The following is a 25,441-nucleotide window of genomic DNA, read 5'->3' on the forward strand; positions in this document are numbered from 1 at the left end:
GTCGGAGAAGCGCCGCAATCCCCTCCTATCGTCGCTCCCGCGAAGGCGGGAGCCAGGGCTTTATCCAGGCAAGAGGATCGGTTTGCGGATTGAACGCGCCGGGCGAAGATCCGGCCGCGCCCGCAGGCGATCGCCGCGAACAGGCCTCGGCTCAGCCGCGGCCCAGGCCCGCCATGATGCTGAGCGCCACCGCTTCGGCGGCCTTGATCCCGTCCACGCCCGCCGACAGGATGCCGCCGGCGTAACCCGCGCCTTCGCCGGCCGGGAACAGGCCGCGGGTGTTGAGGCTGTGGCCGTCGGGTCCGCGCGCGATCCGCACCGGCGAGGAGGTGCGCGTCTCCACCCCGGTCAGCATCGCGTCGGCCATGGCGAAGCCCTTGATCTGCTTGTCGAACGCCGGCAAGGCTTCGCGGATCGCCGCGATCGCGTACTCGGGCAGCGAGCGGCCCAGATCGGTCAGGCGCACGCCCGGCGTGTACGACGGCTGCACCGCGCCGAGCGCGGTCGAGGGCCGGCCGGCGAGGAAATCGCCGACGGTTTGGCCGGGCGCGTCGTATTCGCCGCCGCCCAGTGCGAAGGCCTGCGCCTCCCAGTGCCGCTGCAGGGCGATGCCGGCCAGCGGGCTGCCACTGTCGTCGTAGGCGCGATAGTCCTCGGGAGTGATGCCGACCACGATCGCCGCATTGGCGTTGCGCTCGTTGCGCGAGTACTGGCTCATGCCGTTGGTGACCACCCGCCCGGGCTCGCTGGCGGCAGCGACCACGGTGCCGCCGGGGCACATGCAGAAGCTGTACACCGAGCGGCCGTTGCGGCAGTGATGGACCAGCTTGTAGTCGGCCGCGCCGAGGATCTCGTGGCCGGCCTGCGGGCCGAAGCGGGCGCGGTCGATCAGCGACTGCGGATGCTCGATGCGGAACCCGATCGAGAACGGCTTGGCCTCCATGTGCACGCCGCGCGCGTGCAGCATCGCGAAGGTGTCGCGCGCGCTGTGGCCGACCGCCAGCACCACGTGGTCGGCGCGCAATTGGCTGCCGTCGGCGAGCGCCACGCCGCGCAGTTGCCCGTCCTCGATCAGCACGTCCTCGACCCGCTGCGAGAAGCGGATTTCGCCGCCCAGCGACTCGATGGTTTCGCGCATGTTCTCGACCATCGAGACCAGGCGGAAGGTGCCGATGTGCGGCTTGCTGACGTAGAGGATCTCCTCCGGCGCGCCGGCCTTGACGAACTCGGTCAGCACCTTGCGGCCGTGGTGCTGCTTGTCGCTGATCTGGCTGTAGAGCTTGCCGTCGGAAAAGGTGCCGGCGCCGCCTTCGCCGAACTGCACGTTCGACTCCGGGTTGAGCACGCGCTTGCGCCACAGGCCGAAGGTGTCGACGGTACGCTCGCGCACCGCCTTGCCGCGTTCCAGGATGATCGGACGGAAGCCCATCTGCGCCAGCACCAGGCCGGCGAACAGGCCGCAGGGGCCCATGCCGATCACGACCGGCCGCAGCGGCAGCGCGTCCGGCGCGCGGGCGACGAACTTGTATTCGGTGTCCGGGGTCGGCAGCACCTTGACCTTGCCCGCGTCGGCCGCGCCCTTGCGCGCGCCGGCGGTCGCTGCCGCGGCGGCCTGCTCGCGCTGCAGGATCTCGGCCGCGCGCGGCGTGTCCACGTCGATCGAATAGATCAGCTCGATGCCGCCACGCTTGCGCGCGTCGTAGCTGCGCTTGGCGACGGTGTAGCCGGTCAGTTCGGCCGCGGCGAGGCCGAGGCGGGCGAGGATGGCGTCGGTGAGCGCGCTGGCCGGGTGATCCAGCGGCAGTCGGAGGTCGGTGAGTCGAAGCATGGCGATATTCTAGAGGCTTCGGTCGCGAGCGGTTTTCCGGCCGCGGCATGGGGCGCTGGTTCCGCGACGGCCCGGCGCCGGACGGCCCTCGCTCCGGCCCGCTCCGCTTTGCGCCTGCTTCGGTCGGCCTTGCACTTGCTTCGGTCGCCGCCGCGGGCGTGCGGCGGGAAGCGCTCGCTGGGCTGCGCCAATCGTCGAATTTCCCTGCTCCCGCTCGCGGGAGCGAAGCCCGTCCCCGAAGCGCGCTCGATCGGGGTGCGCGCAGGGCGGATGAGGGCCGCCCCAGCCGCGCCCGCAACGCCCGCATAACCATCGCCGCGCCGGTATTGGCTAGCATGCTGCGTCCCGTTGCCACGACGTCGCCTGCCCCATGATCCGACGCCAGTTTCTCAAGCGCGCCGCCGGCGCCCTCGCCGCCGCCGGCCTGCCCCTGCCGGTGCTGGCCTTCGCCGCGCCCTCGACCCGCCTCGGCCCGCCGCAGCCGTTCGACTTCGCCACCCTCAAGGGCCAGGCCCGGGCGTTGGCCGAGCGCGCCTACGTCGCCCGCAATACCGCCCTGCCGGCGCCGGTCGCGGCGATGAATTGGGACCAGTACCAGTCGATCCGCTTCCAGCGCGAGCATGCCCTGTGGGGCGCGGACGACGGCAAGTTCCTGGCCCAGTTCTTCCACCTCGGCCTGTTCTTCAAGTCGGCCGTGCGCATGTACGAAGTCGCCGGCGGCCAGGCGCGCGAGATCGGCTACGACCCGGCGATGTTCGACCGCCGCCGCAGCGGCCTGGACGGCAAGCCGCTGCCGGCCGACCTGGGCTTCGCCGGTTTCCGCCTCAACACCCGAAGCGATCCGGAACGCGATTTCGCCGCCTTCCTCGGCGCCAGCTATTTCCGCGCGGTCGGCGGCGAAGGCCAGTACGGCCAGTCGGCGCGCGGCCTGGCGATCGACACCGGCACCGGCCGGCCCGAGGAGTTCCCCGATTTCACCGCGTTCTGGCTGGAACGCCCGGCCCCGGGCTCGGACACGCTGATCGTCTACGCCCTGCTCGACTCGCCCAGCATCGCCGGCGCTTACCGCTTCGCGATCACCCCGGGCGAGGTGCTGCTGATGGACATCGATTGCGCGCTGTATCCGCGCAAGAGCATCGAACGCATGGGACTGGGGCCGTGCACCAGCATGTACCAGGTCGGCGAGAACGACCGCCGCATGGACTGGGACTGGCGCCCGGAAATCCACGACACCGACGGCCTGGCGATGTGGACCGGCGGCGGCGAGTGGATCTGGCGCCCGCTGTGCAATCCCGAACAGTTGCGTTTCAACATGTTCGCCGACGAGAACCCGCGCGGTTTCGGCCTGCTGCAGCGCGACCGCAACTTCGACCACTACCAGGACGACGGCGTGTTCTACGAGAAGCGCCCCTGCCTGTGGGTCGAACCCAAGCAGGGCTGGGGCGCCGGTTCGGTGCAGTTGGTCGAGATCCCGACCGTCGACGAGTCCTTCGACAACATCGTCGCGTTCTGGAACCCGCGCGAGAAACCGCAGCCCGGGCAGGAACTGCTGTACGGCTATCGCCTGTACTGGGGCGCGCAACCGCCGGCGGCGCCGAGCCTGGCGCGCTGCGTCGCCACCCGCACCGGCCTGGGCGGACGGATCGGCTTCAAGCGCGATTATTTTTCCTGGCGCTTCGCGGTCGACTTCGCCGGCGGCCGCCTGGCCGAGCTGGCCAAGCGCAAGGCCACGGTCGAACCGGTGCTGCAGATCGGCCGCGGCGGCCGCCTGGAAACCGTGTCGTGCCGGCCCCTGCACGAGATCGGCGGCTACCGGGCGATGTTCGACGCGGTACCGCCGGGCGATGCCACCGAGCAACTCGACCTGCGCCTGTTCCTGCGCGACGCCAGCGGCGCGCTGAGCGAAACCTGGCTGTACCAGTGGTCGCCGCCGAGCAAGGCCGAGCGGCGTTTGTACTGAGGGCGAGGGCGGGCAAGAGCAAGAGCAAGAGGCAAGAGCAAATCCCCCTGCCCCCCTTTTTCAAAGGGGGAACAGCAACAGCGGGCGCGCGCGGCGCATACGTTGTCCGTCGCGCCGTTGCCAGTTGCCAGTTGCCAGTTGCCAGTTGCCAGTTGGCCGTTGCTAGTTGCCGGTTGCCGGTTGCCGGTTGCAAATGGGCAATGGGCAATGGGCAATGGGCAATTATTGGTGCTGGTGCTGGTTGCTGGTTAGCCGTACCGCTTCGTTCCTTTGACTGAGCGTGCAAGTTCGCCCCCTTTGAAAAAGGGGGCTGACGCCTGCGCTGATCGATGAGCGGACGCAGTGTCTGCGCCGGGGGATTTGCTCTGTCCCGCACACCACGACGAACCTCAGCAGCGACGGCACCTCCTGTGCACGTGCCCCCGCGTCAAACCCATCCCAACGCCTCCAATCCCCGCCCTCAAGCCACCCGCGTCCGGCGGGCGCGGGTCAGGTGCACCAGCAACAGCGAAATCGCCGCCGGGGTCATGCCGGGGATGCGCTGGGCCTGGCCGACGGTCTGCGGGCGCACCCGCTCCAGCTTCTGCTGCACTTCCGCCGACAGGCCGCGCACCGCGGCGTAGTCGAAGCCGTCCGGAATCGGCGTGCTCTCGTTGCGCTGCTGGCGCTCGATCTCGTCGCGCTGGCGGTCCAGGTAGCCGGCGTACTTGACCCCGATCTCGACCTGTTCGGCGACCTCCGCATCGGCCACCGCCGGGCCCAGCGAGGCCACCTGCATCAGCTTGGCGTAGTCCAGCTCGGGACGCTTGAGCAGATCGCGCGCGCTGCTTTCGCGGCTGACCTCGACCCCGAGGGTCTGGGCGATCTCGCGTCCCAGCGCGTTGTTCGGCGCCGCCCAGACCGCGCCCAGGCGCGCGGTCTCGCGCTCGATCGCCTCGCGCTTGCGCGCGAACGCGTCCCAGCGCGCGTCGTCGACCAGCCCCAGCTCGCGTCCGAACGGGGTCAGGCGCAGGTCGGCGTTGTCCTCGCGCAACTGCAGCCGGTACTCGGCGCGCGAGGTGAACATGCGGTAGGGCTCGCTGGTGCCGTGAGTGATCAGGTCGTCGACCAGCACGCCCAGATAGGCCTCGTCGCGGCGCGGGCTCCAGCCCTCGCGGCCGAGCACGAAGCGGGCGGCGTTGACCCCGGCCAGCAGGCCCTGCGCGGCGGCCTCCTCGTAGCCGGTGGTGCCGTTGATCTGGCCGGCGAAGAACAGCCCGGCGACCGACTTGGTCTCCAGCGTGGTCTTGAGCCCGCGCGGATCGAAGAAGTCGTACTCGATCGCGTAGCCCGGACGGGTGATGTGGGCGCGCTCGAAGCCGCGGATCGAACGCACCAGCTCGAGCTGGACGTCGAACGGCAGCGAGGTCGAGATCCCGTTCGGATAGATCTCGGCCACGTCCAGGCCTTCGGGCTCGACGAAGATCTGGTGGCTGGCCTTCTCGGCGAAGCGCACCACCTTGTCCTCGATCGAGGGGCAGTAGCGCGGGCCGATGCCTTCGATCTGCCCGGTGTACAGCGGCGAGCGGTCGAGCGCGCCGCGGATGATCTCGTGGGTGCGCTCGCTGGTATGGGTGATCCAGCACGACACCTGACGCGGATGGTCGGCCCGCGTGCCGAGGAAGGACATGACCGGACGCGGATCGTCGCCCGGCTGCTCTTCCATCACCGAGTAGTCCAGGCTGCGGCCGTCGATGCGCGGCGGGGTGCCGGTCTTGAGCCGGTCGACCACGAACGGGCCTTCGCGCAGCCGCGCCGCCAACGCGATCGCGGGCGGATCGCCGGCGCGGCCGGCGGCGTAGGTGGTCTGGCCGACATGGACCTTGCCGGCGAGGAAGGTGCCGGCGGTCAGCACCACCGCCGGCGCGCGGAAGCGCAGGCCGGTCTGGGTCAGCACGCCGGCCACCCGGCCGGCGTCGAATTCGATGTCGTCGACCGCGGCCTGGAACAGGGTCAGGCCCGGCTGGGCTTCGACCGCGCGGCGGATGAAGCCGCGGTACAAGGCGCGATCGGCCTGGCAGCGGGTGGCGCGCACGGCCGGGCCCTTGCTGGCGTTGAGCCGGCGCCACTGGATGCCGGCGGCGTCGGCGGCGCGGCCCATGACCCCGCCAAGAGCGTCGATCTCCTTGACCAGGTGGCCCTTGCCGATGCCGCCGATGGCCGGGTTGCAGCTCATCGCGCCGACCGTCTCCACCGAATGGGTCAGCAGCAGCGTGCGCGCGCCGGCGCGCGCCGCGGCCAGCGCGGCCTCGGTGCCGGCGTGGCCGCCGCCGACCACGATCACGTCGTATTGGTAGAAAGAATCGCTCATCGCTTCGTCGTCGCCGCAACGGTCGTCGCCCACGGACGACCCGGCGCTGATTTTACGGCCAGGGACCGGCCGGGGGCTTCACTCAGAGTTGGCACACTTCATGCTTGGGATACATGTGCACCTTGCGGGGCAGGCGCTAGACGCCGGCTGGAATTGGAACAGGGGCTGGCCAAGCGCTCGCGGGGGAAGCCGGGGGGCCGAATGTCGGGGGACATTCGGCCCCTTTTTTATTGCGCCCTGCCGGCCGGCGACCGGCATGCGCGCGGCGCCCACGGCATCGCCGGCATCGAACCCGGCCGTCCCGGCCGCACGACGCAAGTCATTGAATCGCAAAAAAGCAAAAGCGCACGGCTAGGCGTGCGCTTTGGCTATGCCCCGAGTCCGGGGGAATGGGCGCCGACGCCTGACGGGGACGGAACAGGGGGGATCCGTGATTCCTCGCCAGGCGCCGACATAGAAGTCTCTGCTTACCGAAAACGTCCAAATACGACGTAAGCGGTCAGTAGCGGTAGATTGCGGTCACTTCGGCCGGAACGCAAGTGCGCACCGTTCCACTTTTGCAGCACCGGGGTGCACGACCGTGCACCCCGGCAGGCCTCCGTTCAGCGTTGCACCTCGCGCCAGGGCACGCCGCGCCGGCCGCTGGCGGGGGGGCTGGACGGCTGCGGCATCGACGGCCGCGGGATGCTGCTGGGCTGCGGCACGCTGCCGGGGCCCGGGCCGTTCCAGCGCTGGCCCCGATCGCTGCGCGCGTCGCGCCACGGAATGCCGCGCGGGTGGTCGGGCAGCGACGGCCGGGTGGTCGGCGGACGATGCGGGCGGTTCGGGTAGTAGTAGCGCGGGTACGGCGACGGGTAGTAGCCGTAGGGATAACCGTAGCCGCCGTAACGGTACGGGTTGCCGTAGTAGCCGCCGTAGCGGTAGTACGAGCCGCCGTAACCGTAGGGATAGCCGTAGCCGTAAGGCGCGCCGTAATAGCGGTAGTCGACGCTCGGCCGGCCGTAGTAGTACGAGCCGCCGCCGCTGCCGCCGCGCAGGGAATAGTCGGTTACGCAGCCCGCCAGCAAGGCGGTCGCGAGCAATGGGAACAGCAATTTGCGGATCATGTCGGACCCCCGGTTCTCAGGGGTCCAGCTTCGGTCCGGCGTTTTGAACTCGGGCTTAATTCAACCCGGGCCGGCCTGTATGGTTCAGCCCGCGGCCTTGGCGTCGGCCGTGGCCTGGGCAGTGGGCGCCGACACCATGGTCGGATTGAGCCGCGGCGGCATGCAGCCGGCGAGCAGAACCGCGAGCAGGCATACCGAGAGTTTGCGGAACATGGGTCATCCCCTGTTTTTGTTGGACATCGACGGAATGCCGCGTCCTGGGTTCGGTTGAGCCATCGTGGCGCGTCGCCCGGAGTATAGCCAGACCGCCCCCGGCGTCGTTCCGTGACCGGATCGGCGCACGATGAGATCCAAACTAGCCGCGCCCGAGGGCGAATTCCGGTACCGGCTCACAGATCCGCAGCGCCGCTTCGTGCCGCGCCCGATCGTCGCGGTTGGCACACTGCCGCGCGCGCCTGCGCTTGAGGTAGATTGCCGCGACGGTCGACCGGCCCGTCGCGCGCCGCGGTGCGCGCGCCGGCGGGAACCTTCCGCGCCTGCGGCGGGTCTTCGACCTCGGCGCCGGAGCGGCGCCGTCGCGCACCACTCATCTTTGGCCCGGCAGTTCTCGATGATCGAATTGGAAGCGGTCCATCGTCGCTATGAGATGAATGGGCAGGCGGTAAACGCGTTGGATGGGGTCGACCTGAGCATCCGAGCCGGCGAGTTCGTCGCCATCACCGGCGCCTCCGGCTCGGGCAAGTCCAGCCTGCTCAACATCCTCGGCTGCCTCGACCGGCCCAGCCGCGGCCGCTACCTGATCGAAGGCCGCGACGTCGCCGCGCTCGACGACGAAGCCGCCAGCGACATCCGCAATCGCCGCATCGGCTTCGTGTTCCAGAGCTTCCATCTGCTGCCGCGGCTGAGCGTGCTGGAGAACGTGCTGCTGCCGCTGCGCTTCCACCGCGCGCCGCCGGCCGACAGCGCACAGCGGGCGCGCCAGCTGCTGGACCGGGTCGGCCTGGGCGCGCGCCAAGAGCACCGCCCCAGCGAACTGTCCGGCGGCCAGCAGCAACGCGCGGCGATCGCCCGCGCGCTGTTGTTGCAGCCGGCGCTGCTGCTGGCCGACGAACCCACCGGCAACCTGGATTCGAAAAGCGCCGCCGACGTGCTCGACCTGATCGGCGAAGTGCACGGCGGCGGCCAGACCGTGGTGCTGGTGACCCACGACCGCGACCTGGCCGCGCGCGCGCCGCGCGAGGTGCGCTTGCACGACGGCAGGATCGAACATGACTCGGCGGCTTGATCGCGGCGCCGCCGCGGCGTTGGCGCTGCTGGCCTGCGCGCCGGCGGCCGCGGCCGTGCTGACCGGCGAAGTGCGCTCGCTCGGCGCGCAGCCGATCTACACCCCGCAGTCCAATACCGCGCCGGTGACGATCCGCTACTTCGTCCCCGAGGGCCAGGCGGTCAAGGCCGGCGAGGTGGTGCTGCGCATCGACCCCGGCCAGGCCGGCACCCAGATTCCCGAACTCGACGCCAAGCTCGAACAGACCCGGGCCAAGGCGGCCAAGGAAATGGCCGAACTCGAGGTCAAGGCGGTCGACGCCGAAGTCGCGCTGGCCGACGCCGAAGCCGCGCTGGCCACGGCCCGGATCGAAGCGGCGATCCCGCGCGGGCTGATTTCGCAGCTCGACTACGACCGCCACCAGGGCGAGCTGGACAAGACCACCCGCGAACTCAAGCTCAAGCGCGAACAGCTCGCCGCCGCCCATTCCGCCCAGGCGCGCCAGCGCGAGGACGCGCGCCTGGAGCTGGCCAAGCTGAGCGGCCAGCGCGATTACTACGCCCTGCTGCTGCGCCAGTCGGAAGTGCGCGCCGAACGCGACGGCATCGTCCTGCACGGGTTCAACGCCAACTGGATCGGCGGCCGCATCGACGAAGGCAGTTCGACCATGCCCGGCAGCAAAGCCGGCGAAATCGCCGGCGGCGGCGACATGCAGGTCCGCGCCTGGGCGCTGGAACCGGACCGGCGCGGGCTGCGCGTCGGCCAGCCGGTGCAGCTGGCCTTCGACGCCCTGCCGCGGCAGCGCCTGCAGGGGCGGATCACGGCGATCGCCGGCGCCCCGGACCGCAAGCCCGAATGGGGCGAGGGGCGTTATTTCAGCATCGACATCGCCCTGCCGCCGGGCCATGCGCTGAAGCTGTTGCCGGGCATGAGCGTGCGGGTCAGCCCCCTGGCTCCGGCCGGAGCCGCGCGATGAGGCGCCTGCGCCCGGCCGTCGCGCTGGCGCTGATCGCCGCCGCCGGCGCCGCCGCGGCCGCGCCGCTGCGCGTGGACGGCGAAGTCTATGCGCGCCGCACCTCGGCGCTGATGCCGCCGACGGTCGAACGCATGTGGCAGTTCAACATCACCCAGCTCGCCGCCGACGGCGCGCCGGTCAAGCGCGGCCAGCCGGTGATCGCGTTCGACAGCAGCGACGTGGTCAAGCAATTGGCGGAAAAGCGCAGCCGGCTCAAGGAAAAGCAGGTCGAGCTGGACAAGCTCGACCTGGAACTGGCCGAACGCGAACGCAGCGAGCGCCTGGCCACCGACGAAGCGCGCGCCGCGCTCGACAAGGCGCGGCGCAAGACCCAGCAACCGGCCGAGCTGATCGCCGGGATCGAATACCGCAAGCTGCTGATCGCGCGCACCCAGGCCGAGCGCAAGCTGGCCTTGGCGCAACGCCGCGAGGCCTTGTCGGCGCAGCAGCGCCGGCAGGAACGGCGCCTGCTCGCCGCCGAGCGCGCCCAGCTTCAGGCCGACGTCGACCGTCTGCAGCGCTCCCTGGCGGCGCTGGAAGTGCGCGCGCCGCGCGACGGCCTGATGATGCATCGGAGCAACTGGGAAGGCGAAAAATACGACGTCGGCTCGCAGGCCTGGGTCGGCCAGACCGTGGCCGAGATTCCCGACATGAGCACGCTCGCGGTGCGCGCCGAATTGCCCGAACGCGAACTGCAGCGCGTCGCGGTCGGCGCGCCGGTGCGGATCGTGGTCGAGGGCGGCGCCGGCAGCGTGCTGCGCGGGCGGATCGAATCGGTCGGCCGCGCGGTGCGCAGCAAATCGCAGGTGCAGCCGGTGCCGGTGTTGGACCTGGACGTGCGCCTGGACGATCCGCGCGCGCCGTTGCGCCCGGGCCAGGCGGTGCGGGTCGAGATCCCGGCGCCGCGGGGCGCGCGATGAGCCGGCGCTGGCACCTGCTGCGCGCCGCCGGCGCGACCGGTCTGGCGCTGGCGCTGCTCGCCGGCTGCGCCGCCGAGCAGGCGCCGGCGGCGACCGAAACCGTGAGCGCGGCGCCGCTGCGGCTCAGCGTCGCCGGCGAAGGCGAGCTCAAATCGGCCAAGGCCGCGCCGCTGCAGGTGCCCGGACGCAACTGGTCGGCGCGGCAGCTGGAATGGATGCTGCCGGAGGGCAGCGCGGTCAAGCGCGGCGATCTGATCGCACGCTTCTCCGCCGCGCAGGGCAAACAGGAACTGGCCCAGACCCTGATCGACCTGCAGCGCAACGAATTGGCGCGCGCGGCCAAGCAGGGCGACCTGGACACCGCGCAGAGCAAGCTTGCGGTCGACCTGGCCCAGGTCGCGGTGCAGTTGGGCATCGCCGAACGCTATGCCAGCGCCGACCTGAGCACGATGGCGCGCAACGAAGTGCTGGACGCGGTCGAGGACGCGCGCTTCCTGCACGCCAAGCGCGACACCCTGGAGTGGCAGCGCGGCCAGGCCGGCGTGCGCGGCAGCGCCGAACTGGCGGTGCTCGACGCCCAGCGCGCGACCTTCGACATCACCGCCAAGGCGCGCCAGGCCGACCTGGACGCGCTGGAGCTGCGCGCGCCCAACGACGGCGTGCTGATGCTCAGCGCCAACTGGTCCGGCGACAAGCCCAGCGTCGGCGCGACCCTGCGCGCCGGCTTCGACTACGGCAGCCTGCCGGACGCCTCGGCGATGGAACTGGAACTGAGCCTGCCGCAGATCGAGGCGCAAGGAGTCCAGGTCGGCGACGCGGTCGAGATGGCGCCGGTCGGCCGCCCCGAGCAGCGCATCGTCGGCAAGCTGTCGTGGGTCGCCAGCGCGGCCAAGGTCCGCAGCCAGGAAAGTCCGGTGAAGTATCTGTCGATGAAGGCGCCGATCCCGGCCGAGGCGATCGCCCGCTACAAGCTGGTGCCGGGGCAGCGGCTGCGCGCGCGGGTGATCCTGTTCGACGCGCCGCGCACGCTCAGCGTCGCCAACGTCGCCATCGAAGGCGATGCCGGCAAGGAATACGTGCGGGTGCGGAACGGCGGCGGCTTCCTGCGCCGCGAGGTGCGCCTGGGCGCGCGCGGGCCGGCGCGCTCGCAGGTGCTGTCGGGCCTGCGCGACGGCGACGAGGTCTTGCTGGCCGCGGCCGGCGCGGTCGACGGCGGCATCGGAACCGACGACGGCACGGGCCCCGGCGCAGATGCCGCGGCGCCGGCGGAAACCGCGGCCGTCGCGCCGAGCGCCGCGGCGCGCAGTCCGCGCCAGGCGCGCCCATGAGCGGTCTGTCGCGGATGCTGCCGCCGATCTGGCGCGAGGCGGTCGAAGAACTGTGGCGGCGCCGCCTGCGTACCCTGCTGACCCTGCTCGGGCTGATCTTCGGCGTCGGCGCGATCGTCGCCATGCAGGCGGTCGGCGAAGGCAGCCGGCGCGAAGCGCTGCGTCTGGTCGAAAGCCTGGGCCTGAACAATCTGATCGCCGAAGCCAAGGCGCAGGACGAAAGCAGCCTGCGCGAGACCCGCGCGCGCAGCCTCGGCCTGAGCCTGGCCGACGCCGATGCCGCGCTGGCGGTGGTGCCCGGCGCCGAGCGCTACGCCGCCGAGAAACCGGTGCGCACCCATTCGGTGTTCAGCGACCACGGCCGCAGCGACGCCCAGACCAGCGGCGTCAGCCCGGACTATTTCGCCCTGTCCTCGCTGCGCATCGCCCGCGGCCGTACGCTCAGCGCCGAAGACGACCAGCGCCTGGCCGCGGTCGCGGTGCTCGGCCACCAGGCCGCGGCGGACCTGTTCCCGGGCATGGATCCGGTCGGGCAACTGCTCAAGGTCAATCACGTGTGGTTGGAGGTGGTCGGCGTGCTCGCCGACCGCGACCTCAGCAAGGATCAGTTCGAAGGCGTGCAACTGGGGCTGGAGAGCAATCGGGTCTACCTGCCGCTGGCCAGCGCGCGGGCGCGCTTCCGCTTCCAGCCGCAGGAGGACGAAATCGACCGCTTCCTGTTGCGCCTGCGCGATCCGGCGCAGCTCGCCGCCGGCGCGCGCGTGCTGTCGACCGTGCTGGCCCAGCGCCACGCCGGGATGGCCGATTTCCGCCTGGTGGTGCCGCAACAGTTGTTCCAGCAGCACCAGAAGACCCAGCGCATCTTCCGCGTGGTGATGGGCGCGATCGCCGGGGTCAGCCTGCTGGTCGGCGGCATCGGCATCATGAACATCATGCTCGCCAACGTGCTCGAGCGGCGGCGCGAGATCGGCCTGCTGCGCGCGCTCGGCGCGCGCCGGCGCGACGTGGTCGCGCAGTTCCTGCGCGAGGCGACGGTGATCTGCGTCGCCGGCGCCGCGCTGGGCCTGTTGTTCGGCGTCGTCCTGGCCTATCTGATCGCCTTCCTCGCCGGCTGGCAGGTGGCCTGGGCGCCGCTGCCGGTGCTGCTGTCGGCGTTGTTCTGCGCCGCGGTCGGCTTGGCCTTCGGCGTGTATCCGGCGCGCCAGGCCGCGCGCCTGGACCCGATCGCGGCCCTGCGCCACGACTGACCCGGGCCACGACCGACCTGGCCCGCCGCCGAGCCGGCGGACGCGGCCGGTCCGCGTTCGGCGACCCGGCGCACACCTCGCGCGGCGGCCAGGCGCACCCGCCAGGGCGCGCACGCCGCCCTCGCCGCCCCTGCGCTACGCTTGGGCCATGAACGAGATGACCGCTCCGCTCGCGGCCGACGCCGCCCTCGCCCCGGCCGCGCCGGAATTTTCCGACGTCCTCGCCGCCGCCGCGCGCATCGCGCCGCTGGCGCACGCCACTCCGGTGCTGCGTTCGCGCGCGCTGGACGAGCTGGCCGGCTGCGAGCTGCACTTCAAGTGCGAGAACCTGCAGCGCGGCGGCGCGTTCAAGTTCCGCGGCGCGAGCAATGCGGTGTTCGCGCTCAGCGACGAAGACGCCGCGCGCGGCATCGTCACCCAGAGCTCGGGCAACCACGGCGGCGCGATCGCCCTGGCCGCGCGCCTGCGCGGCACCACCGCGACCGTGGTCGCGCCGCACAACACGCCGCAGGTCAAGCTGGCGGCGATCCGCGCCTACGGCGCGCGCATCGTGACCTGCGAACCGCTGCAGGCCTCGCGCGACGCGGTCACCGCCCAGGTGCTGGCCGAAACCGGCGGCGTGCTGGTGCATCCGTTCAACGACCCCCGGGTGATCGCCGGCCAGGGCACCGCGACCCTGGAACTGCTCGGCCAGGCGCCGGGGCTGGACGCGGTGATCGCCCCGGTCAGCGGCGGCGGGCTGCTGTCCGGCACCGCCATCGCCGCCCACGGCATCGACCCGGCGATCGAGGTCTACGGCGCCGAGCCGCTGGGCGCGCGCGACGCGCACGATTCGCTGCGCGAAGGCCGCCGCATCACCGGCCGCCTGCCCGACACGATCTGCGACGGCCTGCGCGCCGAACTGGGCACGCTCACCTTTCCTATCCTGAGCCGGCACGTGCGCGAGATCCTGCTGGCCGACGACGCCCAGGCGATCGCGGCGATGCGGCTGATCTGGGAACGGATGAAGCTGGTGGTCGAGCCCTCCGGCGCGGTGCCGCTGGCGGCGGTGCTGGCCCAGCGCGAGCGCTTCGCCGGGCGCCGGGTCGGGCTGATCGTGTCCGGCGGCAACGTCGATCTGGGGCTGGCGTCCGCCTGGTTCGCCGACGCGCCCTGACCGGTTCGCGAACTGCTTCGCGTTTGTTATGCGGCAGCGTTTTCTACGGACACGAACGGCCGCATAAAACGCGTAAAAACCCCCTTCATCTGTGATCTTGGTTTGCGTTTTTTGTGAACGCAGCTGGCACGCTGCGCCATCGCGCGCCAGTCCCTGTCATGACGCGCCGCTCGAGCAGCGAGCCGTCTTCAGGAACATGCACAGGCCAGGGGAGTAACACATGGTGGATGTCGAGTTCCGCGTGGTGTCCGACCGGCGCGACGGGCTGCTGCTCGCGTTGGGACAGGTGGTGATCGCCAACGGCTTCACCCTGCTGCGCCAACGCATGCTCAACAGCGAAGAAGGCGTGGTCCTGAGCATGGTCGTTCGTGGCCCGGCCGAGTCGCTGCTGGTGCTGGAAGAGCGCCTGGGGACGCACCACCTGGTGCAGAGCTTCGAAGCCGCGGCTTACGAAGGCGGCAACGGCGCGGCCGCAGCGCCGCCCGCGGCGCCGGTGCGCAGCAATGGCGCGGCCAGCGCGCCGAACCTGCCGCCGCCGGCCGCAGCGCCGGCCCCCGCGGCGGTCCAGGCCGCCACGGCGCCCATCGACACGCAGCGGGTCGAGACCCTGCTGCCGCAGCTGGCGCGCAATTACCCCAACATCCTGCTGCAGCTGGTGGCGCTGGAGCGCGAGCTGCCGCCGAGCCAGCGCGAGGCGACCTTGCGCTACATCGGCCAGCGCGTCGGCGCCTGGGTCTACAAGCGCGACTACGCGCTCGGCGGGCAACTGCCCCTGCACGACTCGGTGCGCCGCATCGCCTTGCCGGCGATGCGCCAGCTGGTCCAGGCCGAGCTGCAGGACGACGCCTTGCGGATCCGCAACAGCCCCTTCTGCCATCGCGGCGAAAGCGGCGAATGCTGCCATTTCCTGCGCGGCATGCTCGGCGGCCTGCTGGAGGGCCAGCACGGCGCCGAAAGCGTGCGGGTGGTGGAAAGCCAATGCCGCAACACCGGCGCGGAAGCGTGCCGGTTCGAATTCCAAGCCTGACCGGTCCGATACCGGTCGGCCACGGCGCGGACGGCCGTGGCGTTCCGGACGCTCCGGCCGCAAGCCGGAGCCGCATTGCCGCAACGGCGCGGGGAAGGCGCCGCCGCGGCCCATAGCCAGACAACCCACCAGGGGGTTCCGCCATGCCGCTCGAACACGCCATCCAGTGCATCCATGACCCGTTCCTCGTCGTTCTGTCCTACGTCGTGTCGGTGCTGGGCTCGTTCACCGCCTTGCAGCTGGCGATCGCGATCCCCAGCGCGACCACCCCAGGACAGCGCTGGCGCGCGGTGACCGCGGCCGGCATCGCGATGGGCGGCGGCGCCATCTGGGCGATGCACTTCATCGCCATGCTCGCCTGCAAGATGGACGTGGCGGTGACCTACGACCTGCCGATCACGATCGGTTCGGCGATCGTCGCGGTGATCTCGTGCATGGCCGGGCTGGCCATCGCCGGCACCGGCCTGTTCAACTGGGGCAAGCTGATCCTCGGCGGCGTGCTGATGGGCCTGGGCGTCACCGGCATGCACTACGCCGGCATGGCGGCGATGCTGATGCCGGCCGACACCGTCTACAACAGCAACCTGGTGCTGGCCTCGGCGGCGATCGCGGTGGTCGCCTCGATCGTCGCCCTGTGGCTGGCGTTCAACCTGCGCGGCTGGGGCCAGATGCTCGGCAGCGCTCTGGTGATGGGCGTGGCGGTATGCGGCATGCACTACACCGGCATGCTCGCGGCCAGCTTCATCCCCAACAAGGCCGGCAGCGCGGCGCTCGCCGGCGGCGTCAGCGGCGGTTACCTCGGCATCGGCATCTTCGTCGTCACCACCGCCCTGCTCGCCGCGGTGCTGACCCTGAGCCTGCTGCGCCAGCGCCAGCGCGCGATGGTGCGGATCTGATCCTGCGCATCCGCAAGCCCGGCCGGCAATAAGGAAAGGCCCGCCTCGGGCGGGCCTTTCCGATTGCGTACGACGCGTTTTGTACAACGCGTTCCGCGCCGCGCGGACGGCGGCCCGGCGCGATCGCGCTGGATCGGCGATCATGGCCGCCTGCCCCGTACCGCCTGGAGTTCCGATGAAGATCGACGGCACCCGCCGCGACGACCGCGCCACCGAACTGGTGCTGTCGTATTACGCCGCCTTCAATCGCGGCGACTGGGACGGCATGCTCGCCACCCTCGCCGACGACGTCGCCCACGATCTCAACCAGGGCGCGCGCGAAACCGGCCGCGAAGCCTTCGCCGCGTTCCTGCAGCGCATGGCCCGGCACTACCGGGAGCAGTTGCGCGAGGTGGTGGTGATGACCTCGCCCGACGGCGTCCGCGCCGCGGCCGAGTACGTGGTCCACGGCGAATACCTGGTCACCGATCCGGGCCTGCCGGAAGCGCGCGGGCAACGCTACGTGCTGCCCGGCGGCGCCTTCTTCGAGATCGCCGACGGGCGCATCCGCCGGGTCAGCAACTACTACAACCTCGGCGACTGGACCGCCCAGGTCGGCGCCTGAACGGCGCGGCGCTCAACCGCCGCGGTCGCTGCGCAGTTGCTTCACCCGGCGCTCGTTGCCGGCCGCGGCGCGCGCGGCGACCGCGCTGAACATGACGATGCCGATCCCGACCAGGCAGGCGCCGGCGAGAGTGCGCCCCTGCGGCCAGGCCTCGCCCAGCCACAGCGCGCCGATCACGGTCGCGAACAGGATTTCCGCGGCCTGCATCGCTTCGGCCGCGGCCAGCGCGGTCGGCTCGTTGCGGACCATGCCGGTGGCCTGGAAGAACAGCACGGTGGCGATCACGCCCGCGCCCAGGGCCACGCCCGCCGCCAGCCACAGCTGTCCCACCGGCGGCGCGCCGGCCTGCGCGCCCGCGTACGCCGCCACCGCCCACCACAGCGGCTGGCTGGCCAGGGTCATGCCGAACACGCGCTGGGTGGCGTTGAGCTCGGTGCCGCTGCGCTCCAGGTGCAGCAGCAGGCCGCGGTTGCCCAGGGGATAGGCGAAGGCCGAGATCGCGACGCAGATCAGCGCGATCCAGCCGGCGCGGTCGAGCCGGCCGCCGCCGTGGCCGAACTGCATGATCAGCACGCCGGCGACGATCAACAGGCCGACCAGCAAGGCCGGCAACGGCACCCGCGCGCGCGCGTCGCGGTACAGGAACGGCGCGCACAGCATTCCGGCGATCACGGTCAGCTGGAAGGTGCCGGCGATCAGCCACGACGGCCCGCTGGCGGCGGCGTAGCTGAGGCAGACGTAGAACAGCACGAAACCGATCCCGCTCCACAGCAGCCACGGCCAGGGATGGGCGCGGATCGCCTTCCATACCGGCTTGACCCCGCCGAGCAGCGGCATCGCCAGCAACAGCATCGGCAGGGTGAACAGATAGCGCAGCGCCGCGGTCCAGGCCCAATGCCCGCCGGCGGTCGCGGCGGCGCGGTTGAGCACGTAGGTGCAGGTGAAGAACAGCGCCGAGGCCAGCGCGATCGACACCGCCCACAGGGCGTGGCGGCGCTCGCTCATCGCTGGCGCACGCGGATGCTGGACGCCGGCACCTGCACCTCGTCGATCCCGCCGCTGCGGATCGGCGTGCCCGGCGCCGGGCCCCAGGCGTGGGCGTAGATCACCTCCCAGGTCGCCGGCAGCTTGCCGTCGCCGCCGCGCAGCGCCTCGTAGGCCTGGGCGGCGCGGGCGAAGCGGGCGCGACCGGTCAGGCTGCGCCGGCGCTCGCTCATCGCGTTGGTCGCGCCGAGCGTGCGCAGCTCGCGCATCAGGTGGCCGAGGTCGGGATGGCCGAGCACGAACTCGTCGCGGTCCAGCACCGGGTTCTTGAAGCCGGCGGCGATCAGCGCGTCGCCGAACTGGGCGATCGACGGGAACAGGCTGACGTGCGGCGCCGAGTCGGCCTCGGCGAAGGCGCCGCGCAACTCGAACAAGGTGTCGGGGCCGAAGGTGGACACCAACAGCAGGCCGCCGGGCTTGAGCACGCGGCGGAAGCCGGCGAACACCGACGGCAGGTCCTCGACCCATTGCAGGCACAGGTTGGAGAACAGCACGTCGACGCTGGCGTCGCGCAGCGGCAGCGCGCGCGCGTCGGCGCAGATCAGGTCGGGACGGCGCGGACCGCCGAGCAGGCGCGGCCGCCAGCGGCTGCCGGCATGGCCGCGCGCTTCGCGCAGCATCGGCAGGGCCAGGTCGAGGCCGATCACCTGCGCGCGCGGCCAGCGCTGCTGCATCGCCGCGGTCAGGTGGCCGGGACCGCAGCCGACGTCGACCACCACCTCGGGCACGCGGTCGTCGAGATAATCCAGGGTTTCCGACAGGCGCGCGCCGACTTCGCGCTGCAACGCGGCGGCGCCGTCGTAGCCGTGCGCGGCGCGCGAGAACGAGCGCCGTACCTGGCGGTGGTCGAACAGATCGGTCATGACGAGGTCACTGCCTGCGCAGCGCTGGAGTGGGCGGGAGCGACGAATTCGCGCAGCAGTTGCGCGACCTGCGCGGTGGCGCCGAGGAAGGGCGCGTGGCCGGCGCCGGCGATGGCTTCGCTGCGCGCCTGCGGCGCCAGCGCGGCGGCGGCGGGCATCGCCCCCGCCGGCACCAGCCGGTCGCGGCGGCCGGAGATCCACAGGCTGGGCACCCGCAGCCCGGGCAGCTCGCCGCGCACGTCGAAACCGTCGAGCAGCAGCAGGCCCTCCTGCAAGGCGCGCTCGGCCGGTTCGCCGCGCTCGAAGGCGCGTTGCTTGAGGCAGCGAAGATCGTCCTGGGCGCTGCTGGAACCGAGCGCTTCCAGGGCGAGGAAGCCTTCCAGGGTGCCGCGGAAGTCGTTCTTCAATGCGCCGCCGAAATTGCGGAACAGCTCCGGAGAGACGCCGTGCGGCCAGTCGGCGCCGGTGACGAAGCGCGGCGAGGACGCGACCAGGATCAGCCCGCGCACGCGCGTCGCATGGTCGAGCCCGGCGCGCAGCGCGACCTGGCCGCCGAGCGACCAGCCCAGCCAGTAGGCATCGGGAAAGCGCCCGACCAGTTCGGCCGCGAGCGCGGCCGGATCCAGCGGCGTCGCATCGTCGCGGGCGTAGCCATGACCGGGCAGGTCGACCAGGTGCAGGGTGCAGTGCTCGGCCAGGGCCTCGACCAAGGGCGCGAACAAGCCGCCGTGCATGGCCCAGCCGTGGATCAGGACGAGCGCCGGGCGGCCGCTGTCGGGCGCCGCGCCGGTGGTTTCGATGTACATGGAGGTTCCGTCTTGCCTGGTTTGTTGCCTGGTTTCGTTACTGCGCGGCCGATCCGTCCGGAGCGGCCGATGAAAGGGTTCGGCTGCGGCGGCCGGCGCGCGCGATCGCCTCAGGCCGGCGTCGCTCCGCCGTCGCCGCGCAGCGCCCGCAGCGCCGCCAGCGCGTCCTCGCGCCGCGCCGCCGGCACCAGCAGGTGATCGTGGTGATAGCCGGCCAGCACGTTGCAGGCGATGCCGCGCGCGGCCAGCGCCTGCGCCACCGCCGCGGTCAGGCCGACCGCCTGCAGCGCCGAGTGCACGCGCAGGCTCAACCAGGCGGCGACGAAGTCGTAATCCAGCCCCCGCGCATCGGCGTGCTCGCGGCGCAGCACGCAGGTCGGCCCTTCGGCCTCGACGATCGTGGCCTGGGCCAGTTCGCGCGGCAGCGCGTCCCAGTGCGGCGCGCTGACGAACACGTACTCGCCGTCGCGCGCGTCGACCTGCAAGGTGGCCAGCATCTTCGCCAGATCGGTTTCGGCGGCGGCGAGCGGTCCGGCTGCGGTCATCGGGCCGGAGTCATCGGGCCGCGCTCGCCGGCGGCGCCGGCGCGTCGTCGCTGCGCTCGATCGCGACCCGCTCGGCGGCGCGCGCCAAGGCCTCGATCAGGCCGTCGACCTGCTCGCGCGTGTGCAGCGCCGAGAAGGTCACGCGCAGGCGCGCACGGCCTTCCGGCACGGTCGGCGGACGGATCGCCGCGACCCAGTAGCCCTGCTGTTCCAGCGCCTGCGCCATCGCCAGCGCGCGCCGGTCGCTGCCGCAGACCACCGGCTGGATCGGAGTGCCCGAGGCCAGCAGCTCCAGGCCGAGCTTGGACGCGCGGTCGCGGAAATGCGCGGTCAGTTCGGCCAGCTTCTCGCGTCGCCAATGGTCGTTGCGCGCCAGCTTGATCGCCGCGCGGGTGGCCGCGGCCTGGGCCGGCGGCAGGGCGGTGGTGTACAGATGGCTGCGCGCGGTTTCGGCCAGATGGCCGATCAGGTCGGCGTCGCCGTGCAACGCCGCGCCGTAGCTGCCCAGGGCCTTGCCGAAGGTCGCCAGCTGCAGCGGCACTTCCTGCACCGACAACCGCGCCGCGGCGACCGTGCCGCGGCCGTCGGGGCCGTTGACGCCGACGCCGTGGGCGTCGTCGACGTACAGCAAAGCCTTTTGCGCGCGCGCCACCAGCGCCAGATCGCGCAGCGGAGCGACATCGCCGTCCATGCTGAACACCCCGTCGGTGGCGAGCATGGCCAGGCCGTCGGGCACGTTGCGCAATTGCCGGATCGCGCCTTCGGGGTCGGCATGCGGATAGCGCCGCAGGCGGCAGCCGGACAGGCGCGCGGCGTCGATCAGGCTGGCGTGGTTGAGCTTGTCCTGCACGCAGACGTCGTCTTCGCCGAGCAGGGCCTGGACCGCGGCCAGGTTGGCCATGAAGCCGCTGCCGAACAGCAGCGCGCGCGGCGATCCCAGCCAGTCGGCCAGCTCGCGCTCCAGCGCTTCGTGCTGAGCGTGATGGCCGCAGACCAGGTGCGAGGCCAGGCCGCCGACGCCTTCGCGCGAGGCCGCGTCCTGGAACGCGTTGATCACCGCGAAATGCTGCGACAGGCCGAGGTAGTCGTTGCCGCAGAAGTTGAGCAGCGAGCGCCCGTCGACCTCGCAACGGGCGCCGTCGCGGTGGGCGACCGCGCGATGGCGGCGCGTGCGCGCCTCGGCCACGCGCTGGTCGTGGGCCGCCTGAATCCGTTCGCGCCAAAGGGGTCGCTGGCTGCTCATTGCGATAGCTCCGCCGCCTCAGGCGGCGCAGGTGTGGACGGGCTCGACCGGGGGCTCGAGGTGCTCCTCAATACTCGCATGGACGGTGCCCGCGGTCTCGACGATCTGCATCGGCCGCAGGCCCAGGCGGGCGAACAGGGCCAGGTCGCGCTCGGTGTCCGGGTTGCCGGTGGTCAGCAGCTTTTCGCCGTAGAAGATCGAGTTGGCGCCGGCCAGGAAGCACAGCGCCTGCAGTTCGTCGCTCATGGCTTCTCGCCCGGCGGAGAGACGGACCATGGACTTGGGCATCATCAGCCGGGCGACCGCGATGGTGCGGACGAACTCGAACGGGTCCAGCTCGGTGGTGCCGGCCAGCGGCGTGCCCTCGACCTGGACCAGGCGGTTGATCGGCACCGAGTCCGGATGCGCCGGCAGATTGGCCAGGGTCTGCAGCAGGCCGGCGCGCTGCTCGCGCGACTCGCCCATGCCGACGATGCCGCCGCAGCAGGTCTTCATGCCGGCGTCGCGGACGTGTTCCAGCGTGTCCAGGCGGTCCTGGAACTCGCGGGTGCGGATGATCTCGTTGTAGAACTCCGGCGCGGTGTCCAGGTTGTGGTTGTAGTAGTCCAGCCCGGCCGCCTTCAGCGCCTGGGCCTGGTCGCCGGAGAGCATGCCCAGGGTGGCGCAGGTCTCCAGGCCCAACGACTTCACTTCGCGGATCATCGCCGCGACCTTGGGGATGTCGCGGTCCTTGGGCGAGCGCCAGGCCGCGCCCATGCAGAAGCGCGAGGCGCCGGCGGCCTTGGCCTGGCGGGCCTTCTCCAGCACCGCTTCGGTGCTCATCAGCTTGGTCGCGTCGACCCCGGTGTGATAGCGCTGGGCCTGCGGGCAGTAGGCGCAGTCCTCGGGGCAGCCACCGGTCTTCACCGACAACAGGGTGCTGACCTGGACCTCGGCGGGGTCGAAATTCTCGCGGTGCACGGCACCGGCGCGGTGCAGCAGTTCCGGGAACGGCAGGTCGAACAGGGCGCGCGCTTCCGCGCGGGACCAATCGTGGCGAAGCGGGGTCGTTGACACTAGGGCTGGCTCCACAGCGGGGACTTCACTGACGGCGGGCAGAGGAATGCACCGACAGCAGGGGCGAGTCGGAGCCGGCAGTCTGGGAAGCATGACCCGGACTGTCAACCGCAGCTTGCCCATTCCAGTTGACAGTCTCTGGCGGCGGCTGGGCTGGGCGCTGTGGCCGGCGCGCTGCCTGGTCTGCGACGAAGCCGCCGAGGCCGGCTGCGACCTCTGCCCGGCCTGCGCCGCGGACTGGCCGCACGCGGGGCCGGCCTGCGCGCGCTGCGCCTTGCCGCTGCCGCAGGGGGACCTGGGGCAGATGCCCGGCGTTGACCGCATGTTGGCGGCGATTGCCGACACGGCGCGCGGCCGCGGCCCGGATCGCGGCGTCCACGGCGGCCAGGCCGGCGAACGGCATCGGCGCGGCGCCCTGCCCTTCGCGGACGATGGCCCGGTCTGCGGCGACTGCCTGCGCCGGCCCCCGCCGCTGGACCGGGTCCGCGCCGCCTGCCTGTACCGGCCGCCGCTGGACCGCCTGCTGCCGCGCTTCAAGTTCCACCGCGACCTCGCCGCCGGCCGGCTGCTGGCGACGATGATGGCGCGGGCTTTCGACGAAGCCGGGGCCGCGGCGGGCGGTCATCGCGGCGCCGAAGCGCGCGCCCCGGCGCCGGGTCCCGACTGCGGCCGCGCGCCGGACACGGCCGCCCCGGTGCTGATCCCGGTGCCGCTGCACCCGGCCCGGCTGCGCCGGCGCGGCTACGACCAGGCCCTGGAACTGGCCCGGCCGCTGGCGCGCCGGCTCGGCCTGCGCTTGTACGACGACGGCCTGCGCCGCAGCCGCGACACCGCCGCGCAATCGCGACTGGACGCCCGCCAGCGCCGGCGCAACCTGCGCGACGCTTTCGCCTGGCACGGCGGCGCCGCCCCGGCGCAGGTGGTGCTGGTCGACGACGTCATGACCACCGGCGCCACCCTGCACGCCGCTGCGCGCGTGCTGCGCCGCGCCGGCGCGCAACGCATCGAGGCCTGGGTCTGCGCGCGCGTGCCGCTGGGGTGATAGCGCTTGCAGGCGTTGCGACGCTGCGCGCTCCGTATGGCCAGCTCAGCGCGCGGCCGCCAGCGAACGCACCGCGCTGCCGACCCGGATCGTCCAGCGCCGCTGGTGCAGCAACAGGTCGCCGGCCATCGAAGGCTGCACGAAGGCGGTGCGGTCGGTCACCCGCAGTTCCAGCGTGCGCGTCGCCGGCGTGGCCGCGGACTGGACGAAGTCGTAGCTCGGCGAAGTCGCGCCGGGGATCGCCACGCCGTCGAGATACCACTGCACGCCCAAGGTGCCGACGCTGGGCTGCAGCAGGCCGGCCGAGAACCGGCGAGCGCTGCCGCGCCGGTAGTTCACCGCGGTCGTCGGCGAAGGCGATTCGCTGCCCGGCTCGATCAGGTCGATCCCGGCCGACGGCGAGCCGAAACCGCCGCGATAGAGCTTGCGCACGTACTCCTGCCGGCACACCGGGCAGAACGACGTGCCGAGATCGCGCATCAGGCAGCTGGCATCGACCGGCCGGTATATGCCGGCGGCGCGGTAGCGCGCGCCCTCGAACAGGCCGGTGCCAGCGGTGCCGTCCGGGGTCGGGATCGGCAGGCCGGGCGTGAACCAACTGCGCCATTTCACCAGGCTGGCATTGCTCTGGTTGGTGACGTTGGCTTCGCAGGGCACGCTGCCGCCGATGTCGCTGCAGGCCGGGAACCCTGGGTACGGCGCTTCGTATTCGTCGGCCAGGCCGTGGAAGCTGTGGCCGAATTCGTGGATCGCGATCAGCGCGGCGCTGGCGTGCGCGGACAGCACCGCATACGAGCCGCCGGCGCCGCCGTAGACCGGGTCGTTGACGGTGACGATGATCTTGTCCCAATCGGGAAAGCCCGCCGCCGCGGCCATGACCTTGGACGAGCGCGCGGTCAGCAGGCGGTGGATCTGGCTGGTGCAGAACGTCGCGTCGAGCGCGGTGGCGACGAAGCGGCCGGCAAGCGGATCGTTGCGCGCCTCGCTGTCGGCGCAACAACTCGTGCCGGTGCAGCCGGCCTGATACGGCGGATGGTCGGCGCCGGACTGGCTGGAAGCGACGAAACCGGCCTGCCAGTTCACGAAGCTCTGGTACTCCTTGTACGGACTGACCTGGAACATCGCGGTCTTCAGCGCCGCAGCATGATCGGCGAACACGCCTTGCTCGGCGGCGGTATAGCCGTCGCCGAGCACCAGGATGTCGAGCCGGTTGGCGGAGTTGGCCGCCTTGTCGGCGGTCGCGGCGGCTACTGCGGTCGGCGCCGCCGTCGCCGCCAACGGCAACTGCGCCGAACGCAGGGCCAACTCGCGCAGGTCGAAGCGCTGCACGGCCTTGCCGGCGCCGCCGCCGAGTTCGATCGCATCGGCCTGCGCCAACGGCAGGCGCACGACGAAGGCGCGATGCGGATCGCGCACCAGCGGATGCGATTCGATCGCGCCGTAGCCGCGCTGCGGATCGCGGGCGAACTCGGCGCGCAGGAAGTTCGGCTGCCGCGCCTCGTAGGCGACGGCGCTCCTGGCGCCGTTGCGCAATGCGCGATAGCCGATGCGCTCTACGCCGCGTTCGGCCGCGGCCGCGCCGGCGCGGTCGTGGCCGTCGTCGGCCAGTCGCACCTGGGCGTAGAACACCGGCTCGGCGAGGCCCTGGGCATCGCGTTCGAATACGACGTAGTGGGCCGGCACCGCGGCCCGGGCGGAAGACATCGCCAACAAACACAGGCCGAGCAACCGCAACAACGGCGAGAACGTCATGACGGACTCCGACGGACAAGTGTGGAGGAAGCCGCGCAGGCAATGCGCGGCCGCCCTCGCCGATGCATCCGCCGGTTTCGATCCGGCCTGCCAGCGAAACGGCTCCGCGCGGCACGGGTCCGCACGGATATCGCTCCGCCTCTCGATCGACGACAGCGGCACGCTACTCCAGGGCAGAACGCGTCTTGGTCGGATCGGTCACAGTCTGCCGCCCCCGGCGCGGGAACGATTTGTGATGCACGGCGGCGAATGCGAATGTCGCGGCTCCAACCGCCCGCCCCGAACAGCCGCAATGCGGCGCCTTCGGTTGCCGTTGCCGTTGCCGTTGCCGTTGCCGTTGCCGTTGCCGTTGCCGTTGCCGTTGCCGTTGCCGTTGCCGTTGCCGTTGC

23 protein-coding genes are annotated in these 25,441 nt (G+C 71.8%); 11 read left to right on the top strand and 12 right to left on the bottom strand.

Annotated features, from left to right (window positions below; genetic code table 11):
• Nucleotides 1–151: 151 nt before the first annotated feature.
• Nucleotides 152–1,828, bottom strand: a complete 1,677-nt coding sequence (locus tag AC3A57_RS15435; protein WP_487579721.1) for an NAD(P)/FAD-dependent oxidoreductase — start codon at nucleotides 1,826–1,828, stop codon at nucleotides 152–154.
• Between the two features lie 370 nt (nucleotides 1,829–2,198).
• Here AC3A57_RS15435 and AC3A57_RS15440 point away from each other — a divergent pair, with 370 nt between their 5' ends.
• Nucleotides 2,199–3,788, top strand: a complete 1,590-nt coding sequence (locus tag AC3A57_RS15440) for an OpgD/OpgG family glucan biosynthesis protein (RefSeq protein WP_487579722.1) — start codon at nucleotides 2,199–2,201, stop codon at nucleotides 3,786–3,788.
• A gap of 460 nt (nucleotides 3,789–4,248) precedes the next feature.
• Here the strand turns inward: AC3A57_RS15440 and mnmG are convergent, their stop codons facing one another.
• From mnmG to AC3A57_RS15455, 3 genes are all read right to left on the bottom strand, one after another.
• Nucleotides 4,249–6,138 (bottom strand): tRNA uridine-5-carboxymethylaminomethyl(34) synthesis enzyme MnmG, encoded by a 1,890-nt coding sequence (gene mnmG / locus AC3A57_RS15445; protein WP_487579723.1) that lies wholly within the window; start codon nucleotides 6,136–6,138, stop codon nucleotides 4,249–4,251.
• Nucleotides 6,139–6,740: 602 nt separating this feature from the next.
• Nucleotides 6,741–7,244, bottom strand: a complete 504-nt coding sequence (locus AC3A57_RS15450; RefSeq protein ID WP_487579724.1) for a hypothetical protein — start codon at nucleotides 7,242–7,244, stop codon at nucleotides 6,741–6,743.
• A gap of 84 nt (nucleotides 7,245–7,328) precedes the next feature.
• Nucleotides 7,329–7,457: a hypothetical protein gene (locus tag AC3A57_RS15455; protein WP_487579725.1), complete on the bottom strand. Its 129-nt coding sequence runs from the start codon at nucleotides 7,455–7,457 to the stop codon at nucleotides 7,329–7,331.
• Between the two features lie 397 nt (nucleotides 7,458–7,854).
• Between AC3A57_RS15455 and AC3A57_RS15460 the strand changes: the two genes are divergently transcribed.
• From AC3A57_RS15460 to AC3A57_RS15500, 9 genes are all read left to right on the top strand, one after another.
• Entirely contained in the window at nucleotides 7,855–8,529 is a 675-nt protein-coding gene (locus tag AC3A57_RS15460; protein WP_487579726.1) for an ABC transporter ATP-binding protein, read from the top strand.
• Entirely contained in the window at nucleotides 8,513–9,484 is a 972-nt protein-coding gene (locus tag AC3A57_RS15465; protein WP_487579727.1) for an HlyD family secretion protein, read from the top strand. Before AC3A57_RS15460 ends, AC3A57_RS15465 begins: the two co-directional genes overlap by 17 nt.
• Nucleotides 9,481–10,443 (top strand): HlyD family secretion protein, encoded by a 963-nt coding sequence (locus tag AC3A57_RS15470; RefSeq protein ID WP_487579728.1) that lies wholly within the window; start codon nucleotides 9,481–9,483, stop codon nucleotides 10,441–10,443. The genes AC3A57_RS15465 and AC3A57_RS15470 overlap by 4 nt, the downstream gene beginning before the upstream one ends.
• Nucleotides 10,440–11,771 carry an efflux RND transporter periplasmic adaptor subunit gene (locus tag AC3A57_RS15475; RefSeq protein WP_487579729.1) on the top strand — a complete coding sequence of 444 codons (1,332 nt, stop codon included), beginning with the start codon at nucleotides 10,440–10,442 and terminating at the stop codon, nucleotides 11,769–11,771. The genes AC3A57_RS15470 and AC3A57_RS15475 overlap by 4 nt, the downstream gene beginning before the upstream one ends.
• Complete coding sequence (locus AC3A57_RS15480; RefSeq protein ID WP_487579730.1) at nucleotides 11,768–13,018, top strand: ABC transporter permease; 1,251 nt, start codon at nucleotides 11,768–11,770, stop codon at nucleotides 13,016–13,018. The genes AC3A57_RS15475 and AC3A57_RS15480 overlap by 4 nt, the downstream gene beginning before the upstream one ends.
• Before the next feature lie 148 nt (nucleotides 13,019–13,166).
• On the top strand, nucleotides 13,167–14,174 hold the full coding sequence (locus AC3A57_RS15485) for a pyridoxal-phosphate dependent enzyme (RefSeq protein ID WP_487579731.1): 1,008 nt from the start codon (nucleotides 13,167–13,169) through the stop codon (nucleotides 14,172–14,174).
• Nucleotides 14,175–14,394: 220 nt separating this feature from the next.
• Complete coding sequence (locus AC3A57_RS15490; protein WP_487579732.1) at nucleotides 14,395–15,201, top strand: V4R domain-containing protein; 807 nt, start codon at nucleotides 14,395–14,397, stop codon at nucleotides 15,199–15,201.
• 143 nt (nucleotides 15,202–15,344) lie between these two features.
• Nucleotides 15,345–16,097, top strand: a complete 753-nt coding sequence (locus AC3A57_RS15495) for an MHYT domain-containing protein (RefSeq protein ID WP_487579733.1) — start codon at nucleotides 15,345–15,347, stop codon at nucleotides 16,095–16,097.
• A gap of 175 nt (nucleotides 16,098–16,272) precedes the next feature.
• Nucleotides 16,273–16,701: a ketosteroid isomerase-related protein gene (locus AC3A57_RS15500; RefSeq protein ID WP_487579734.1), complete on the top strand. Its 429-nt coding sequence runs from the start codon at nucleotides 16,273–16,275 to the stop codon at nucleotides 16,699–16,701.
• A gap of 12 nt (nucleotides 16,702–16,713) precedes the next feature.
• On the opposite strand, the gene AC3A57_RS15505 is transcribed toward AC3A57_RS15500, so the two are convergent.
• From AC3A57_RS15505 to bioB, 6 genes are all read right to left on the bottom strand, one after another.
• Nucleotides 16,714–17,706, bottom strand: coding sequence for a multidrug resistance efflux transporter family protein (locus tag AC3A57_RS15505; protein WP_487579735.1), 993 nt, complete (start codon nucleotides 17,704–17,706; stop codon nucleotides 16,714–16,716).
• Entirely contained in the window at nucleotides 17,703–18,608 is a 906-nt protein-coding gene (gene bioC, locus AC3A57_RS15510; protein WP_487579736.1) for a malonyl-ACP O-methyltransferase BioC, read from the bottom strand. The genes AC3A57_RS15505 and bioC overlap by 4 nt, the downstream gene beginning before the upstream one ends.
• Nucleotides 18,605–19,414: a pimeloyl-ACP methyl ester esterase BioH gene (gene bioH, locus AC3A57_RS15515; RefSeq protein ID WP_487579737.1), complete on the bottom strand. Its 810-nt coding sequence runs from the start codon at nucleotides 19,412–19,414 to the stop codon at nucleotides 18,605–18,607. Before bioH ends, bioC begins: the two co-directional genes overlap by 4 nt.
• A gap of 110 nt (nucleotides 19,415–19,524) precedes the next feature.
• Nucleotides 19,525–19,959 (bottom strand): ACT domain-containing protein, encoded by a 435-nt coding sequence (locus tag AC3A57_RS15520; protein ID WP_487579738.1) that lies wholly within the window; start codon nucleotides 19,957–19,959, stop codon nucleotides 19,525–19,527.
• Between the two features lie 10 nt (nucleotides 19,960–19,969).
• A complete protein-coding gene (bioF, locus tag AC3A57_RS15525) occupies nucleotides 19,970–21,202 on the bottom strand; it encodes an 8-amino-7-oxononanoate synthase (protein ID WP_487579739.1) in 1,233 nt (410 codons plus the stop codon).
• 18 nt (nucleotides 21,203–21,220) lie between these two features.
• Nucleotides 21,221–22,258, bottom strand: coding sequence for a biotin synthase BioB (bioB, locus tag AC3A57_RS15530; RefSeq protein ID WP_487579740.1), 1,038 nt, complete (start codon nucleotides 22,256–22,258; stop codon nucleotides 21,221–21,223).
• A gap of 91 nt (nucleotides 22,259–22,349) precedes the next feature.
• On the opposite strand from bioB, the gene AC3A57_RS15535 reads away from it, so the two are divergent.
• The gene (locus AC3A57_RS15535; protein WP_487579741.1) at nucleotides 22,350–23,300 is read left to right on the top strand and encodes a ComFC family protein; all 951 of its coding nucleotides are present in this window, start codon (nucleotides 22,350–22,352) and stop codon (nucleotides 23,298–23,300) included.
• A gap of 45 nt (nucleotides 23,301–23,345) precedes the next feature.
• Here the strand turns inward: AC3A57_RS15535 and AC3A57_RS15540 are convergent, their stop codons facing one another.
• Nucleotides 23,346–25,052, bottom strand: coding sequence for a M64 family metallopeptidase (locus AC3A57_RS15540; RefSeq protein WP_487579742.1), 1,707 nt, complete (start codon nucleotides 25,050–25,052; stop codon nucleotides 23,346–23,348).
• 198 nt (nucleotides 25,053–25,250) lie between these two features.
• Nucleotides 25,251–25,441 (bottom strand): hypothetical protein (locus AC3A57_RS15545; RefSeq protein ID WP_487579743.1); only part of this gene is annotated, 191 nt, incomplete at its 5' end.

The organism is Lysobacter sp. Soil_C_15, from assembly GCF_057657315.1.